This window comes from Aromatoleum sp. (assembly GCF_032027225.1).
Classification (GTDB): Bacteria; Pseudomonadota; Gammaproteobacteria; order Burkholderiales; family Rhodocyclaceae; genus Aromatoleum.
The window spans coordinates 640,185-656,312 of record NZ_JAVSMM010000001.1 but is presented as its reverse complement, the minus strand read 5'-3'; the positions used below and the strand labels follow the sequence as shown (position 1 = coordinate 656,312).

Genomic DNA, 16,128 nt, shown 5'->3' with positions numbered 1-16,128 from the left:
GGCGCTTGTCCTACCGACGGCGCACAAGATTTTGATCGGCAATCTCGCCCGTGGTTCAGACGGCACCCGGAGGCGGGGAGCCGAGGTCCTCGGCGTGGAAGCGGAACGCGCCGCGGCGGCGGTCTTCAAAAAAACGCCGCAATGACAAGCTGATCGTGCGGAACGCGATGTCGTCCCAGGGGATGTCATTCTCGGAAAACAGCGCCACGTCGAGCGACTCCTCGCCGGGCCGGAAATCCAGATCGAGCAGGCGCGCGCGATAGACGATATGCACCTGGCTGATCTGCGGGACGTTGATCAGCGTGAACATCTCCCCGACCTCGATGCGCGCGCAGGCTTCCTCGAGCGTCTCCCGCGCCGCCGCCTGTGCGGTTGTTTCGGCGTTCTCCATGAAGCCCGCAGGCAAGGTCCAGTACCCGAGGCGCGGTTCGATCGCGCGGCGGCACAGCAGGATCCGGTCTTCCCATTCCGGGAGCGCGCCTACGACGATCTTGGGGTTCTGGTAGTGGATGCTCCCGCAGTTGATGCAGGTGTGGCGGAGCAGCGTGTCGCCGGAGGGGACGCGCAATTCGACGGTCGAGCCGCAATTCGAGCAAAACTTCATGGCGGAGTCGCAGGCTTTGGGGGGACCCTTGATTCTAGCCCGAGCTGCTTGGCGGCGGCATGAGGGGAAACCGCCGGAGACCTCGCGGCAGGCGTTTCGCCGATGGAGGCACGGATGTTGCGTAGGGGATGGTAGAGCGGGTCGTCGATCGGGTAGCTGCCAGCTCCGAATCGACGGGGAAGCCAGGTAGCAAGCCTTCTTTCGCGGCATGACGCTGTTTCCCGTAAGTGGAACAAGAACGTTCCCGGGAGTGGGTGTGGTTCCCGGGAATGGAAACGTTGGACACGCGACGTCAGGATCGGCCGTGACGGTTCCTGACACGAACGAGGCGCAGGTTTCGATGCGTCAAGTGGCCCTCTGCCTTGGCAAGCTTGTCGCAATTTGTCACAATTAAGCCCTACTGTCCCGTGGGGCACCCGAGCGGGGTAAGAATGCAACGTCAGGACTTTCAGTCGGAAATCCAGGAATTGAACCTGGCTTATCTGATGCTCGCGCAGCAGATGCTCCGCAACGATCGCGAAACCGCGATGTTCCGCCTCGGGATCGGTAACGACATTGCCGATCTGATCATCGGGTTGTCCAGCGCCAAGCTCGTCAAGATGGCGAGCAGCCAGGTGCTGCTGCCGAGGTTCCGCTTCGACGACGTGCTCCTCACCGGCCTGCTTGCGGGAAAGGGGCGGGACGCCACGTCATCGAGCTTGCATGCCGCAATTCTCGCGACCGGAAAGCCGGTTCAGGAACTGGATCGCTAACCCGCGAATTTCGCGCCAGTGACGCGAGCCGAGGAGAAGAACGTGAAGAACAAAAGCGTTATCGAGGAAGCCGAGGACATTCAACGTGCAGCGGAAATGGTTCGCCTCGGCGCCCGCATGCAGATGCTCGAAGCCGAGACGAAGCTCAGCCGGGAACGTTTGCTGAAGATCTACAAGGAAGTCCGCGGGGTGTCGCCACCGAAGGGGATGCTGCCGTTTTCGACCGACTGGTTCATCACCTGGCAGCCGAACGTGCACTCGTCGCTGTTCATGGGTTTCTTCGAGTTCTTCCGCAGCAGTGCCGGCTTGAAGGGCCTCGACGCGATCCTCAAGGCCTACCATCTTTACCTCGACCAGATCGAAGCCGAGGCGATGGAGCCGGTGTTGAGTCTGACGCGCGCCTGGACGCTGGTCCGCTTCTTCGACGCCGACCTGTTGCAGCTGGCGCCGTGCAAGAGCTGCGGCGGCCATTTCGTCGCCCACGCGTACGACCCGACCCACGATTTCGTCTGCGGACTGTGCAACATGCCTTCGCGCGCCGGAAAGACCCGCCGCGCCACGAAGGCGGCACTGGCCGACGCCGGCTGAGCCGTCCATCGCGATCTTCAAGGGCCGCCGCGACTGCAGGCGGCCCTTTCGTTTTTCGGGCTCAAGTTACACCGCCCGCGGACGTTAAATGCCTGAACCTCGCGGGATGCGCCGGTATCTGCGCGGATGAATCGACAGGGGCCTCCCGGTGTTTCTGCTTATCGGTTACGTAGTCATTCTCCTGGCCTCGGTCGGGACTTATTCCGTCCACGGCAGTCTGATGGCGCTGTGGATGCCGTTCGAATATCTCGCGATCATCGGCCTCGCGATCGGCGCATTGGTGGCAAGCAATGGGCCGAAGGCCGTCAAGGCGACCTTGCGCGCAATCCCTTCGATCCTGAAGGGTTCTCCCTACACGAAGACGATGTACATGGAGCTTCTCGCGCTCTTGTACGAGATCCTCGCGAAGGTGCGCAAGGAAGGTTTGATGTCGATCGAGAACGACGTCGATAACCCCGACTCCAGCCCCATATTCACGAAATATCCCGCGATCGCCGCGGATCGCCATGCGGTCGAGTTCCTCACCGACTACCTGCGGATGATGGTCGGCGGAAACCTCAACGCCTTCGAGATCGAAGGTCTGATGGACAAGGAGATCGAAACGCATCACGAGGAGGCGCACTCGACGTCGCACGTCGTCGCGAAGCTCGGTGACGCGCTGCCGGCCTTCGGTATCGTCGTCGCGGTCATGGGCGTCGTGAACGTCATGGGCTCGGTCGGTCAGCCGCCGGCTGTGCTCGGCAAGATGATCGGCGGCGCGCTCGTCGGCACCTTCCTCGGGATCCTGCTTTCGTACGGATTCATCCAGCCGATCGCGAGCCAGCTCGAGCAGCGTGCCGACGAGAGCGGCAAGGTCTTCGAATGCATCAAGCTCGTGCTGCTCGCGAGCATGAACGGCTATGCGCCGCAGGTGGCGGTCGAGTTCGGCCGCAAGGCGCTGTATTCGACCGAGCGGCCCACGTTCGCGGAGCTTGAGCAGGACATCAAGAGCCGGAAAGGTTGAGCGCGCCGTGACGAGCGGGCCTTCGAACATTCCGATCCTTGCTGCGAGCGTTGAGCGATGAGCGACGATACGCAGCAGCCGATCGTCGTCAAGCGGATCCGCAAGGTCGCCGCGGCCGGCCACGGCGGCGCCTGGAAAATCGCCTATGCGGACTTCATAACGGCGATGATGGCATTTTTCCTGCTGATGTGGCTGCTCGGGTCGACGGCGCAAGGCGACCTCGAAGGCATTGCCGATCAATTCCTGAACCCTCTCAAAGTGTCGCTTCAAGGCGGGTCGGGCTCGGGTGACAGCTCGAGCGTGATCAAGGGGGGCGGCGAGGACCTGTCGCGCTCGCTCGGGCAGAAGAAGCGCGGCGACGTGAATGCGCGCCGGTCGATCAACCTCGACGCGGCGAAAGGGCGCGAGGAGTATCGCGTCGACGGCGAAGACGACGGAATGGCAGCGATCCGCGAACGGGCGCGCCTCGTCGAACTGAAAGGGCGGATCGAGGCGCTGATCGAGGCGGATCCGAAGCTGCGCAGCTTCAGAAACCAGATCCTGATGGACGTCACGTTCGAAGGGCTGCGGATCCAGATCGTCGACGAGCAGAATCGCCCGATGTTCAACACGGCGAGCGATAACCTGTTGCCCTACACCCGCGATCTGCTGCAGGCAATCGGGCGCGCGCTCAACGACGTGCCGAACCGTCTGATTCTTTCCGGCCACACGGACGCCGCGCAGTACGCCGGCGGCGAGCGCGGATTCTCGAACTGGGAGCTGTCGGCGAACCGGGCGAACGCGTCGCGACGGGAGCTCATCGCAGGGGGACTCGCGCCGGTAAAGGTCGTACGCGTCGTCGGGCTCGCCGAGACGGTCCCGTTCAAGACTGACAACCTGTTCGACCCGACGAACCGCCGGATCAGCATCATCGTGATGAATCGACGCAAGGAGGAAGCCGTGCGCGCCGAGGGTGGGACGGTCGACATCAGCGCAGGCGTGCCGGTGGATGACGAAGCGCTGCGGATGAACATCGAAGCGCAGCCGGTGCCGGGTGCCGCGGCGGCGGGGAAAGGGGCAGCGGTGCAAGGGCAGTTCCCGCCATGACGCCGTCGAAGCCCGTGCCTGCGGCCGAAAGGCCGCAATTCGACGCGCCCCGGCGGCCGCTCCCGAGGAGTTACCTGGCATGACGATCGGTGATCGCGCGCGCTTCGGAAAGCCGCCTTCGTCGCCCGCCCGACCGGCGCCGACGTCGCTCGTCGATGCCGTGCGCCCGCTGCTCTCGGGCGTTTCGTCGCGCGATCGCGAATTCGAATTCACCCTCGCGGATTTCGAGCGCATCCGCAAGCTGATCCATGCCCACGCCGGCATCGTGCTGTCGCCGGCGAAACAGGACATGGTGTACAGCCGGCTTGCACGGCGGCTGCGCGCGTGCGGGGATCGGACCTTCGCGGAGTATCTCCATCGGCTCGACCGCGACCGTGGCGAATGGGAAACTTTCGTCAACTCGTTGACGACGAACCTCACGTCCTTTTTTCGCGAAGCCCATCACTTCGACATCCTCGCCGACCGCCTCCGCCGCATCGCCGAAAAGCGCACGATCCGGATCTGGTGCAACGCCGCTTCGACCGGGGAGGAGCCGTATTCGCTGGCCATCACCGCGTGCGAGGCGTTCGACTCACTGACTCCGCCGGTGCAGATCCTTGCAAGCGACATCGATACGAACGTGCTTGCCCATGCAGAGCACGGGCACTATCGCGAGGAGCGGCTCGAGCGGATGTCGCCCGAGCGCGTGCGCCGCTATTTCGTCCCTGGGGCGGAACGCGGCGAACTTCGGGTGCGTCCGGAACTGCAGCGGCTGCTGAGCTTCCGACGCATCAACCTGCTGGATCCGGTGTGGTCGGTGCAAGGCGGGCTGGATGCGATTTTCTGCCGTAACGTGATGATCTATTTCGACAAACCCACGCAGTACGCGATCCTGAAGCGCTTCGTCCCGTTATTGCGCAAGGACGGCGCGCTTTTCGCCGGACATTCGGAGAGCTTCCTGCACGCGGCCGACTTGCTGCGCTCGGTAGGCCGCACCGTCTATCAGCGTCTCGACGCCGATGTTGCGTAGTGGGCCTTTGATGTCTCGTAGCGCGCTCGCGCCCCGCATGATCTTCATCGGCGCGTCGACCGGCGGGACCGAGGCGATCAAGGAGGTGTTGCTCGCGCTGCCGCCGACCGCGCCGCCGGTTCTCGTCGTGCAGCATATGCCCGAGGTTTTCACTGGCTCGTTCGCCCGTCGGCTGGACGGACTCTGCCTGCTGAAGGTCAAGGAGGCCGAGGACGGCGAGCCCGTGTCGTCGGGTTACGTGTATCTCGCACCGGGTCATTCCCACCTCACGGTTCGGCGCGCCGGCGGCTTCCATTGCAGCCTGTCGCGCGCGGAACCGGTCAATCGCCACCGCCCTTCGGTCGACGTGCTGTTCCACTCCGCGGCGCTTCAGGTCGGGCCGTCGGCGATCGGCGTGCTGCTCACCGGTATGGGCAAGGACGGTGCAAAGGGCCTGCTCGCGATGCGCGAGGCGGGGGCGTGGACCATCGCGCAGGACCACGATTCGTGCGTGGTCTACGGCATGCCGAGGGAGGCCGCGGCAATCGGTGCGGTGAGGGAAGTGCTGCCGTTGAAGGACATCGCGCCGCGGATTCTGCACCAGCTCACCGTCCATCCTGCGTAAGCCCCTTTCGTTTCCGCTCGCTCCTGGCGTGACGCACTCCACGGTGTGCGCGATCCAGTCGCATTGCGTCCGCCCGACCCGCGGCCCGCGACGTGCTGCGATGGGAAAATGGGTCCTGGCGGGAACGGAGAAAGGCGCAGCAGAAAGCCTCAAGAAATCGGCGCCGCTGACGTTATCCCAAGACAAACCGGGGCGGAGTGCCTCCATCTAGCCCGCATCGCGCGGAGATTGAAATGTCCGAACTGTTCAAGAGCATCGACGCCCGAACACGGCTCGCCGGCACAAACAAGCTGGAAATCCTGCTGTTCACGCTGGGCGTGGACCCCCGCACCGGGCGGCGCGAAACCTTCGGCATCAACGTGTTCAAGGTGCGCGAAGTCATGCGTACGCCCGAGATCACCGCCGCCCCGGAAATGCCCGGTTCCGTCCAGGGGATGGTGAGCCTGCGCGGCGTGCTCGTGCCGGTCGTCGATCTCGCGCGTTACGTCGGTGTCGGCCTCGACAGTCGGCGCGACATCATGATCGTGACCGAATACAACGGCCACACGCAGGGCTTTCTCGTCGAGGCGGTCGATACGATCCTGCGGCTCGACTGGGCGCAGATGCGGGTGCCGCCGGACATGCTGACGGCGAATCTCGGCGGCCTCGTCACCGCGGTGACCGAACTGGCCGACAAGAAGCTCGTGATGATGCTCGACGTCGAGAGGGTGCTGTCGGAGACCACGACGCAGGACGACCAGCACCTGTTCAAGGGCATCGAGCCCCTCGAAGGCGCGCAGCACACCGTCTACTTCGCAGACGACTCGTCGGTCGCGCGCAAACAGATCGAGCGCACGCTCGATGTGCTCGGCGTGCCTTACGTCGGTTCGCTTAACGGCCGGATGGCGTGGGAAGAGTTGCAGAAGGCCGCGCACCACGCGCAGGCGACCGGGCGCAAGGTCAGCGACTTGGTGAGCCTCGTGCTGACCGACGTCGAAATGCCGGAAATGGACGGCTACATGCTGACGCGCGCGGTCAAGTCCGATCCGCGCTTCGCCGGAATCCCCGTGATCATGCATTCGTCGCTGTCGGGGATGTCGAACCAGCAGCTCGGACAGTCTGTCGGCGTCGATGAATACGTTCCGAAATTCGAACCTCAGCGTCTGGCCGCGACGCTGCGCCGCCTGCTGGACCGCCAGGTTTCGCCGGCCGAAGCTCAGTGATGGAGTACGGCATGTCGAACCTGATTCACGAAGAAGACGCGCTGTTCAACGTCGTGGACGGCCGCACCAGCCTCGCCGGTTCCAACTGCATGGAGATCCTGCTGTTCTCGCTCGGGACGAGCGAGACCTTCGGCATCAACGTGTTCAAGGTCCGCGAAGTGTCGACCGCGCCGTTCATCACGCGGGCGCCCAACATGCCCGTCGGCGTCGAAGGTCTCATCTCGCTGCGGGGCAACGTCATTCCGGTGCTCTCGCTGGCGAAGATCCTCGGTCTTTCGCGTCCCGGGCAGCCGCTCGGCGGCTCGATGATGGTCACCGAATACAGCAAGCGGACCCTGGGATTCCTCGTCGAGGCCGTCGATCGCATCATCCGTGTCGAATGGGACAAGGTGCGCGCGCCGGACAACGTTTCGGCGTCCGGCAATAGCTACATCTCCGCGATCACCGAGCTACCCGACGGCAAGCTGGTCTCGATCGTCGACGTCGAGAGCGTGCTCGCGACGACCTTCGGCGATGCGGTCGTCGGCAATATCGCCCCGGTTCCCGACGGGCAGAACTACGACGTCTTCTACGTCGACGACTCGGCGGTCGCACGGCGCAAGATCGCCGAAGTGCTGGAGAAACTCGGCGTCAAGCACAAGCACGCGGTGAACGGCCTCGAGGCGTGGACGCGCCTGCAGGGGATCGCGAACCACGCCCGGCAGTGCGGCAACCCGGTGTCGGACGAGGTGGACGTGATCCTCGTCGACGCCGAGATGCCCGAGATGGACGGCTACGTGCTGACGCGCAACATCAAGGCGGACCCGCGCTTCGACGGCATCCCGGTGGTGATGCATTCCTCGCTGTCGTCGGAGGCCAACCGCGCGATGGGCAAGCGCGTCGGCGTCGATGCGTACGTGGCAAAATTCGACGCCGACGCCCTGGCCGAGACCTTGCGCCCCTTGCTGAACAAGGGTCACTAGGCGCGGACCGGACCGCAAGACGAATACGGAGAACGACATGTCCGACCCCAAAATGAAATTTCTCGTCGTCGACGATTTTTCGACGATGCGCCGGATCGTGCGCAACCTGCTGAAGGAACTCGGGTTCACGAACGTCGACGAGGCAGAGGACGGCGCGGTCGCGCTGCAGAAGCTCAACAGCGCGCAGTTCGACTTCGTCGTCACCGACTGGAACATGCCGAACATGGACGGGCTGACACTGCTGCAGACGATTCGGCAGACGCCGCACCTGCGCCACCTTCCGGTGCTGATGGTCACCGCCGAGGCGAAGAAGGAAAACATCATCGCCGCGGCGCAGGCGGGCGCGAGCGGCTACATCGTCAAGCCCTTCACCGCGGCGACGATGTCGGAAAAGCTCGAGAAGATCTTTGAAAAAATCGGCAAGAAGGCGGCTGCCTGACGTGGCGGCAATGGAAAACGTAGAGGGAGGCCGATGATGGCTAAAAAGCTGAAACTCGACGAGGTAGGGGATTCGGACGAACTCCAGGCCCTGTTCGACAGCATCGCAGCCAGTCCGGCGAAATCGGAACCCAAAGTCGTCGCGAAGCCCGAAAGCGCGGGCGACGACGACGATGAACTGCAATCCCTGTTCGACGCCGTTGCGGCGGAGTTCGACGCCGGTTTCGGCGCCGAGACTGCCCGCGACGTCGAGGCGCGCCCGAGTCGGGAAGGCGACGGAGAGAGCCCTCAGCCGGAACATAGTTGCGAAGCCGTCTTCACGCGAATCGGCCAGATGACTCGCCAGGTTCACAACACCTTGCGCGCGCTCGGGTCGGACGATTTGCTGCAGGACGCGGTGCAGGCGATTCCGGACGCGCGCCAGCGGCTGACGTATATCGCGCAGATGACCGAACAGGCCGCGAGCCGGGTGTTGAACGCGACCGACATCGCGCAGCCGATTCAGAACCGCATCCAGTCCGACGCGCAAGGGTTGCAGGCGCGGTGGGACAAGCTCTACGCGAACCAGCTTTCCGTCGAGGAGTTCAAGGCGCTGTCGAACGAGACGCACGGATTCCTCGACGAGGTGGTGCAGGGAAGTCGTGCGACCAACGCGCAGTTGATGGAAATCATGATGGCGCAGGATTTCCAGGATCTCACCGGCCAGGTCATCAAGAAGGTCGTGGACCTTGCGCAAAGGTTGGAGACAGAACTGCTCGAAGTCCTGCTCGAAGTCACCCCGCCGGAGATGCGCGGCGACAGGCATACCGGACTGATGAACGGCCCGGTCATCAGCTCGGAGGGCCGAGACGATGTCGTGACCACCCAGGAGCAGGTCGACGATCTGCTCGGAAGCCTCGGATTCTGAACATCCGCGCCTCGGCAGCTGCGGCGTGGGCGCCCGGCAATCAGGAACAATAAAGCGAGTACGTCATGAGTGATTTCGCCGGAATGGAAGACCTCCTTCAGGATTTCCTGATCGAAGCGGGAGATCTGCTGTCGGGGGTCGACAACAAGCTGGTGGATCTCGAGCGCGCACCCGACGACAGGGGCCTGCTGAACGAGATCTTCCGCGGCTTTCACACGATCAAGGGTGGCGCGGGCTTCCTCAATGCGACCGAACTGGTCACGCTTTGCCACCTGACCGAGAACCTCTTCGACAACCTGCGAAACGGCCAGCTCAACGTCACGCCCGACGTCATGGACGTGATTCTCGAGGCGACAGGTACCGTGCGGGAGATGTTTTCGGTGCTCGAGCGCGCCACCCAGCCGGCGGGCGCCGATGCCACGCTGATCGCCCGCTTGAAGCAGGCGATTGCGGGAGAGCTCTGTGCCGGCCATGCGCAGGAAGTGGTCCCGTTTGCCGCAGCGCCCGCGTCTCCCGGCGCCGCAACGGCGGCGCCGGCGGCGACCTCGCTCGGACCGAATTGGGAGCTGCTGCACAGCGCGGTGACCGAAGTCGTCGCGAAACCGGCGCCCAGCGCGCCGGTGGCCGCCCCGGCTCGTGCGGCAGAGGAGGTCATCAAGGCCGCGGTGGGCCGCCGGGCCGGCGACAAGCCCGGCGTCAATGCTCCGACCGGGCGCCGCGAATCCGAGCGTCAGCGCGACAACTCGATCCGCGTCGACACGACCCGCCTCGATCAGGTCCTGAACCTGTCGGGCGAAATCGGCCTGACGAAGAACCGCCTCAATGCGCTGCGCAGTGAAATTCTCAGCGGGCGCAACGACACCGAAACACTGCATTCGCTCGACCTCGCGGTGAGCCAGCTCGATCTGCTCGTCTCGGACCTGCAGAATGCCGTGATGAAGACGCGGATGCAGCCGATCGGCCGGCTGTTCCAGAAGTACCCGCGTATCGCCCGCGACCTCGCGCGCAACCTTGGAAAGGACGTCGAGCTCGTGCTCGCGGGCGAGGAGACCGAGATCGACAAGACGATGATCGAGGACCTCGGCGATCCGATCATCCACCTGATCCGCAATGCGGTCGATCACGGCGTCGAGGACGCCGCTGACCGCATCGCGGCCGGCAAGTCGGAAAAGTCGGTCGTGCGGCTCGAGGCTCGTCAGGAAGGCGACCACATCGTCATCCTCGTCGCCGACGACGGGCGGGGGATGAACCCGGAGCGGCTGCGCGCGAAGGCGATCGAAAAGGGGCTCATCACCGACGAGGAGTCCAATGCGATGGACGAGCGTCAGAGCTTCAATCTCGTGTTCCTGCCCGGTTTTTCGTTGGCGGCGCAGGTCTCGGACGTCTCGGGGCGCGGCGTGGGGATGGACGTCGTACGCACGAACATCCAGAAGCTCAACGGCAGTATCGAGATCCAGTCGCAGATGGGCAAGGGCACGACGTTCGTGATCAGCCTGCCGCTGACGCTCGCGATCCTGCCGGTCCTGCTCGTGCGCATCGGCGACCAGCCGTTCGCGGTTCCGCTGTCGATGGTTCGGGAGATACTGCCGATCGATATCCGCGAAGTTCAGGAAGTCGGAGGTCGGGCGACGATGGTGGTGCGTGGCGAGGTATTGCCGATCCTGCCGCTCGTCGGGCTCCTCGGCTGGCCGCTCGAGCGCGTGCCGCAATACGGGGTGCTGATGCAGGTGGCCGAGCTGTCGTTCATCCTCGCGGTGGACACCTTCGCCGGCCGCGAGGATGCGGTGATCAAGTCGCTCGACGATTTCCGACCGAGGGGCGTCGCGGGAGTGACGACGCTGTCGAACGGCCAGATTGTCCTGATCCTCGACATGAAGGAACTGCTCGGCGGTGCCGGCGATCACCGGGGGATGCCGCGCCTTGCGCTGATTCCGAAGGAACCCGCCGCGGCATGACGCCGTCGATCCGGTCTGTGCGCGAGCGGGACCGGACCGACGGAACGGGTCGGCTGATACCGATCAAGCGGTGAGCTTCAGCAGGGCCGCGAACGCGTCCTCGAACTGCTTGAGCCCTTCTTCCTGCAGGCGCCGGCCCGCAGCGTCCATGTCGATCCCGAGGGCGGCCAGTGCGTCGAACTGCGCCCGGGCTGCATCGACATCGCGATCGAGCGTGCGGCTCACTTTGCCGTGATCGAGAAGTGCCGCCAACGTCGCGTCGGGGAGCGTATTGACGGTTTCGGGCCCGATCAGCGGCTCGACGTAGAGCAGATCGCTGTAGGCGGGGTTCTTCGTTCCGGTGCTCGCCCACAGCATCTGCTGCGGTCGGGCTCCTGCCGCCGCGAGCGGCTCGAAGGCCGCGCCGTGAAAGCGCTCGACGTACCGCCGATAGGCGAGCTTCGCCATCGCGACCGCGGATTTTCCGCGCAGCGCAAGCGCATCTCCTCCTCGCTCATCGAGCTGCTTGTCGATCAGCGTATCGACGCGGCTGAGGAAGAGGCTCGCGACCGACTTCACGCTCGCCGGATTGCCGCCGTTGTGCCGCAGTCGTGCGAGGCCGCGGAGGTAGGCCTCCGCGACGGCGTCTACATGCGCCAGCGAGAACATCAGCGTGACGTTGACGCTGACGCCGTTCGCGATCAGTGCTTCGATCGCCTCGATTCCGGCCGGGGTGGCCGGGACCTTGATCAGCAGGTTGTCGCGGGCGACGGCGGCGGATAGCCGTTGTCCTGCTGCGACGGTGCCGGCGGCATCGTGCGCGAGCGCGGGCGAGACCTCGAGACTGACGTAGCCGGCCTTGCCCGCCGTGCGTTCGTGCGTCGGCCGCAGCAGGTCGCAGGCGCGTTGGACGTCGGGGATGACGAGCTTCTCGTAACGCGTCTCGGCATCGAGCGGTTGGGCCTTCAGCGCTGCCAGATCGTCTTCGTAATAGCGGCCGCCGGCGATTGCCTTGTGGAAGATCGCCGGGTTGGTCGTCACACCGGCCACGCCGTCCTCGGCGATCATGCGTTCGAGGTGGCCCTCGTTCAGCAGCGTTCGGGAAAGGTTGTCGAGCCAGATCTGCTGGCCCTGGTCGCGGACTTGAAGCAGGGGATTCATCGGCGGAACCGGTCGTTGATTGGGCTTTTCATTGTGCCCGCAATCGAAAGCGGTCGAAAGACGCGAGGTCTCATCCGCACGCGACGGCGGACCAGCCGAGGCCTTCGATGACCGCGGCGAAGTCCTCGGCGAGCGGCGCGCGCAGATCGAGCGTTTTCCCGGTGTGCGGATGCGCGAGCCGCAGCCTGGTGCAGGCGAGCAGCAGACGAGGTGTACCGAAGAGTCTTGCGAAGAGGCGATTGTGCCGTCCCTTGCCGTAGGTCGCGTCGCCGATGATCGGATGCGACACGTGTTTGAGGTGCCGGCGCAACTGGTGCCGTCGTCCGGTTTCGGGTTCGAGTTCGAGCAGCGCGTAACGGCTCGTCGGATAGCGGTCGACGCGGCAGTTCAGCGACCGCGAGGCGACGAAAGCGAGTCAGTGCGGATTGCGCCGCGGTTTCCGCATGTGCGGGACGATGCTCCAGGTTGTCGAATTGCCTGACCAGCGGGTGATCGATCACCCCCGTCTCGGCGGGATGACCGCGCACGACAGCGACGTAGGTTTTCGTCACGTCCTGCCTTTCGAATGTCCGGCCTACGAGGGCTGCGGTCTCGCGATCGAGCGCGAACAGCAGCACGCCCGAAGTGCCTTTGTCGAGCCGGTGCACGGGGTGCACCTGCTGCCCGATCTGGTCGCGAAGCATCTGCACCGCAAAACGCTCCTCGTGCGCGTCGATGATCGAACGGTGCACGAGCAGCCCGGACGGCTTGTGGATCGCGACCAGAGTGTCGTCGCGGTAGAGGATCGGAAGCATGGTCGAGTCGTCGAACGTACCGACGGGGCCCCCCACTGCTGGCCGCGCGAGTCGCGGCTCGGCAAGCGGGGGGCGCCCGGTCGGAGCGCCAATGATTCCGAGCGCGCCGGATCACGGTCGTGACGATCGTCCGGGAAGCCGGCGGCACGCGGAGCGGTCAGATCGCGACGCCCGACGCGTCGAAAATGCCTTCGAACAGCACCGTGCTCAGGTAGCGCTCGCCCGAGTCGGGCAGGATCACGACGATCGTCTTCCCCGTGTTTTCAGGGCGTTGCGCGATCCGCACCGCCGCGGCAACAGCGGCGCCGGACGAGATGCCCGACAGAATGCCTTCTTCGCGCGAGAGGCGGCGTGCGTACTCGATCGCGTCCTCGTTGCTGACCGTCTCGACGGCGTCGACGAGCGACATGTCGAGCACCTCCGGGATGAAACCCGCGCCGAGCCCCTGGATTTTGTGCGGGCCCGGCTTGAGCGGCTCGCCGGCGCGGGTCTGGGTCATCACGGGGCTCGCGGTGGGCTCGACCGCGACCGACAGCAGCGGTTTGCCGCGGGTCTTCTTGAAGTAGCGCGAAACGCCGGTAATGGTGCCGCCGGTGCCGACGCCGGACACGAGAATGTCGACGTTGCCGTCGGTGTCGTTCCAGATCTCGGGGCCGGTCGTCGATTCGTGGATCGCCGGGTTTGCCGGGTTCTTGAACTGCTGCAGCAGAACATAACGACCCGGGTCGGACGCGGCGATCTCCTCGGCTTTCGCGATCGCGCCGTTCATGCCCTTCGCACCTTCGGTCAATACCAGCTTCGCGCCGTAAGCGACCAGCAGCTTGCGCCGCTCGACGCTCATCGTCTCGGGCATCGTCAGCGTGATCGGGATGCCGCGCGCCGCCGCGACGAACGCGAGCGCGATGCCGGTGTTGCCGCTCGTCGGCTCGACGATTTCCTTGCCCGGCCCGAGGAGGCCGCGCTTCTCGGCGTCCCAGATCATTGCCGCGCCGATCCGGCACTTCACCGAGTACGCCGGATTGCGGCCCTCGATTTTCGCCAGGACGGTCGCTCCTGCGCCCTGGGTGACGCGATTGAGCCGGACGAGCGGCGTGCGGCCGATGGACAAAGCGTTATCCGAAAACCAGTTTGACATGATCGAGCTCCCCGAGAGATGGCTGAGAGGATATCAGCCGGTGGAGCACGTCTACTACCTCCGCTTGTACCCGGTCAACATCGACAGGACGAGATTCTCACGATGGCGCATGCTTTCGAACACCGCGGCGACCACGTGGAACGCGATCGCGGCAAGCGTCAGCTTCACCGCCCCGGCATGCAGCGCTTCGATCGTTTCATTTCCCCAACCCCAGTCCGTGGTCATCAGCCAGCCCGTCGAGCCGATCACCGCGACCATCGCGAGCAGGAACACGATCATCACGGCAGCTGCGGGGTTGTGCCCGAGGTGTCGCGGTTCGCGGCCGCGCGCAAGCAGACCGAGATAATTCGCGAGCCTCGCGGGCCGCGGCACGAAATCCGCGAAACGAGCGTGCGGGGTGCCGATGAAACCCCAGACGATGCGAAAGGCTACAAGCCCGAGTGCGATGTAGCCCGCCCACTGATGCAACGCCTCCGCGTCGTCCGAGGTGAGATAGGCAGTGGCGAACATCGTCACGAGACTCCAGTGGAAGAGCCTGACCGGAAAATCCCATACCCTTACCTTGCCTGCCGTCATGGCGATGTCCTCCTTGCCCGGGGGGGTCAGCCCCGCTTTTCCTTCACGATGGTGCCGTCGATCGGGTTGAAATAGATCTCGACTTTCTTGCCGTCCTTGTCCTTGCCGTAGATCTCGTAGCAGTTTCCGTCCGTCGTCTTGAACTTCTCGACGACATAGCCCTCGTCCGCGATCCTCTGCTTCATCGCGCTCTCGGACATCCATTCCGATTTCGGCGCTTTCGTACACTCCGGCCCCGCGAACGCGGAGGCGCTGAGCGAAAGAATCGACACGACCAACAGCGGATAACGCATTTTCATGGCTGCACTCCAGAATTTTTTGTCATGCCCGATCGGCACGGATGAGATTCTGGCCTGCGGTAGCTGAACGAATGATTAATCGGAGCGTGGATGCGTTTCAAGCCGTAACGGACGCAAACGCAGCCTCGTCCTATCCGTCGTCTCGACGGGGCGATCGCAAGCGAATTAAGGGTGCCGGACGAGCAGGTGGTGGGCGTCCTGCACGCGCGGAAATCCGCACCGCGCGGCGCTGGGCGCCCACGTCGCGCTCGACGAGATCAGGCGGGGCAGTGGCTGCAACTTCGAACCGCGGGCAGTCGACGCGTGCGTAAAGTTGTTCAGCGAAGGCCGCTTTTCATATTGACGGGCAGCGGCGCAAAACGGAACGGCCGTGCTCCGAAGCCCGACAGGGTTCGGAGCACGGCCGGCCGCAAAACATCACGACGGGGTGCGCCCGCTCGCCAGCAGGTCGCTGGTTCAGCGGGCAGGGTCGATCACGCGTAATTGCGCGCGGCGAACTCCCAGTTGGCAAGGCTGTTCAGGAAGGCGGCAACGAAGTCGGGACGGCGGTTGCGGTAGTCGATGTAGTACGCGTGCTCCCACACGTCGATGCAGAGGAGCGCCTTGTCGGCGGTCGTCAGCGGCGTGCCGGCAGCACCCATATTGACGATATCGACGCTGCCGTCGGCCTTCTTCACAAGCCAGGTCCAGCCGGAACCGAAGTTGCCGACGGCCGACGTCGTGAATGCCTTCTTGAAGTCCTCGAACGAGCCCCACTTCGACTTGATCGCGTCGGCGAGCGCGCCGGTTGGTTCGCCGCCGCCGTTGGGCGTCAGACAGTTCCAGAAGAAAGTGTGGTTCCAGACCTGGGCCGAGTTGTTGTAGATGCCGCCGGCCGGCGCCTTCTTGACGATGGCTTCGAGATCGAGGTTCTCGAACTCCGTACCCTTGATCAGGTTGTTCAGGTTGGTCACATAGGCCTGATGATGCTTGCCATGGTGGAACTCCAGCGTTTCAGCCGAAATGTGCGGGGCCAGCGCGTCCTTCGCGTAGGGAAGTTGGGGCAGGGTATGTTCCATTTGTCTCTCCTGTCAT

General features: G+C 64.4%; 17 protein-coding genes and 1 pseudogene. 11 read left to right on the top strand and 7 right to left on the bottom strand.

Annotated features, from left to right (window positions below; translation table 11 throughout):
• Positions 1-55: 55 nt before the first annotated feature.
• Entirely contained in the window at positions 56-604 is a 549-nt protein-coding gene (locus ROZ37_RS03170; protein WP_312657428.1) for an NUDIX hydrolase, read from the bottom strand.
• A 431-nt stretch (positions 605-1,035) separates the two neighbouring features.
• Between ROZ37_RS03170 and flhD the strand changes: the two genes are divergently transcribed.
• The 11 genes from flhD (at position 1,036) to ROZ37_RS03115 (ending at position 11,110) form a co-directional block, all read left to right on the top strand.
• Positions 1,036-1,356 (top strand): flagellar transcriptional regulator FlhD, encoded by a 321-nt coding sequence (gene flhD, locus ROZ37_RS03165; RefSeq protein WP_312657426.1) that lies wholly within the window; start codon positions 1,036-1,038, stop codon positions 1,354-1,356.
• A 42-nt stretch (positions 1,357-1,398) separates the two neighbouring features.
• Complete coding sequence (gene flhC, locus ROZ37_RS03160; protein ID WP_312657424.1) at positions 1,399-1,944, top strand: flagellar transcriptional regulator FlhC; 546 nt, start codon at positions 1,399-1,401, stop codon at positions 1,942-1,944.
• A gap of 148 nt (positions 1,945-2,092) precedes the next feature.
• Positions 2,093-2,947: a flagellar motor stator protein MotA gene (gene motA / locus ROZ37_RS03155; RefSeq protein ID WP_312657421.1), complete on the top strand. Its 855-nt coding sequence runs from the start codon at positions 2,093-2,095 to the stop codon at positions 2,945-2,947.
• A 57-nt stretch (positions 2,948-3,004) separates the two neighbouring features.
• Complete coding sequence (gene motB, locus ROZ37_RS03150; RefSeq protein WP_312657419.1) at positions 3,005-4,033, top strand: flagellar motor protein MotB; 1,029 nt, start codon at positions 3,005-3,007, stop codon at positions 4,031-4,033.
• A gap of 79 nt (positions 4,034-4,112) precedes the next feature.
• Entirely contained in the window at positions 4,113-5,042 is a 930-nt protein-coding gene (locus tag ROZ37_RS03145; protein WP_312657418.1) for a CheR family methyltransferase, read from the top strand.
• 37 nt (positions 5,043-5,079) lie between these two features.
• On the top strand, positions 5,080-5,646 hold the full coding sequence (locus tag ROZ37_RS03140; protein WP_312657417.1) for a CheB methylesterase domain-containing protein: 567 nt from the start codon (positions 5,080-5,082) through the stop codon (positions 5,644-5,646).
• Positions 5,647-5,879: 233 nt separating this feature from the next.
• Positions 5,880-6,848, top strand: a complete 969-nt coding sequence (locus ROZ37_RS03135) for a chemotaxis protein (RefSeq protein WP_312657415.1) — start codon at positions 5,880-5,882, stop codon at positions 6,846-6,848.
• An 11-nt stretch (positions 6,849-6,859) separates the two neighbouring features.
• On the top strand, positions 6,860-7,810 hold the full coding sequence (locus ROZ37_RS03130) for a chemotaxis protein (RefSeq protein ID WP_312657413.1): 951 nt from the start codon (positions 6,860-6,862) through the stop codon (positions 7,808-7,810).
• Between the two features lie 37 nt (positions 7,811-7,847).
• Positions 7,848-8,249 (top strand): chemotaxis response regulator CheY, encoded by a 402-nt coding sequence (gene cheY, locus ROZ37_RS03125; RefSeq protein ID WP_312657411.1) that lies wholly within the window; start codon positions 7,848-7,850, stop codon positions 8,247-8,249.
• 36 nt (positions 8,250-8,285) lie between these two features.
• On the top strand, positions 8,286-9,155 hold the full coding sequence (cheZ, locus tag ROZ37_RS03120) for a protein phosphatase CheZ (protein WP_312657502.1): 870 nt from the start codon (positions 8,286-8,288) through the stop codon (positions 9,153-9,155).
• A 65-nt stretch (positions 9,156-9,220) separates the two neighbouring features.
• Positions 9,221-11,110 carry a chemotaxis protein CheA gene (locus ROZ37_RS03115; RefSeq protein ID WP_312657409.1) on the top strand — a complete coding sequence of 630 codons (1,890 nt, stop codon included), beginning with the start codon at positions 9,221-9,223 and terminating at the stop codon, positions 11,108-11,110.
• A gap of 63 nt (positions 11,111-11,173) precedes the next feature.
• Here the strand turns inward: ROZ37_RS03115 and tal are convergent, their stop codons facing one another.
• From tal to ROZ37_RS03085, 6 genes and pseudogenes are all read right to left on the bottom strand, one after another.
• Entirely contained in the window at positions 11,174-12,250 is a 1,077-nt protein-coding gene (tal, locus tag ROZ37_RS03110) for a transaldolase (RefSeq protein WP_312657407.1), read from the bottom strand.
• Positions 12,251-12,320: 70 nt separating this feature from the next.
• Positions 12,321-13,044, bottom strand: a pseudogene (locus ROZ37_RS03105) (pseudouridine synthase).
• 157 nt (positions 13,045-13,201) lie between these two features.
• A complete protein-coding gene (gene cysK / locus ROZ37_RS03100) occupies positions 13,202-14,179 on the bottom strand; it encodes a cysteine synthase A (protein WP_312657404.1) in 978 nt (325 codons plus the stop codon).
• A 54-nt stretch (positions 14,180-14,233) separates the two neighbouring features.
• Entirely contained in the window at positions 14,234-14,755 is a 522-nt protein-coding gene (locus tag ROZ37_RS03095; protein ID WP_312657402.1) for a cytochrome b/b6 domain-containing protein, read from the bottom strand.
• A 26-nt stretch (positions 14,756-14,781) separates the two neighbouring features.
• Positions 14,782-15,054, bottom strand: coding sequence for a PepSY domain-containing protein (locus ROZ37_RS03090; protein ID WP_312657400.1), 273 nt, complete (start codon positions 15,052-15,054; stop codon positions 14,782-14,784).
• 473 nt (positions 15,055-15,527) lie between these two features.
• Positions 15,528-16,112 (bottom strand): Fe-Mn family superoxide dismutase, encoded by a 585-nt coding sequence (locus ROZ37_RS03085; protein WP_312657398.1) that lies wholly within the window; start codon positions 16,110-16,112, stop codon positions 15,528-15,530.
• Positions 16,113-16,128: the final 16 nt, after the last annotated feature.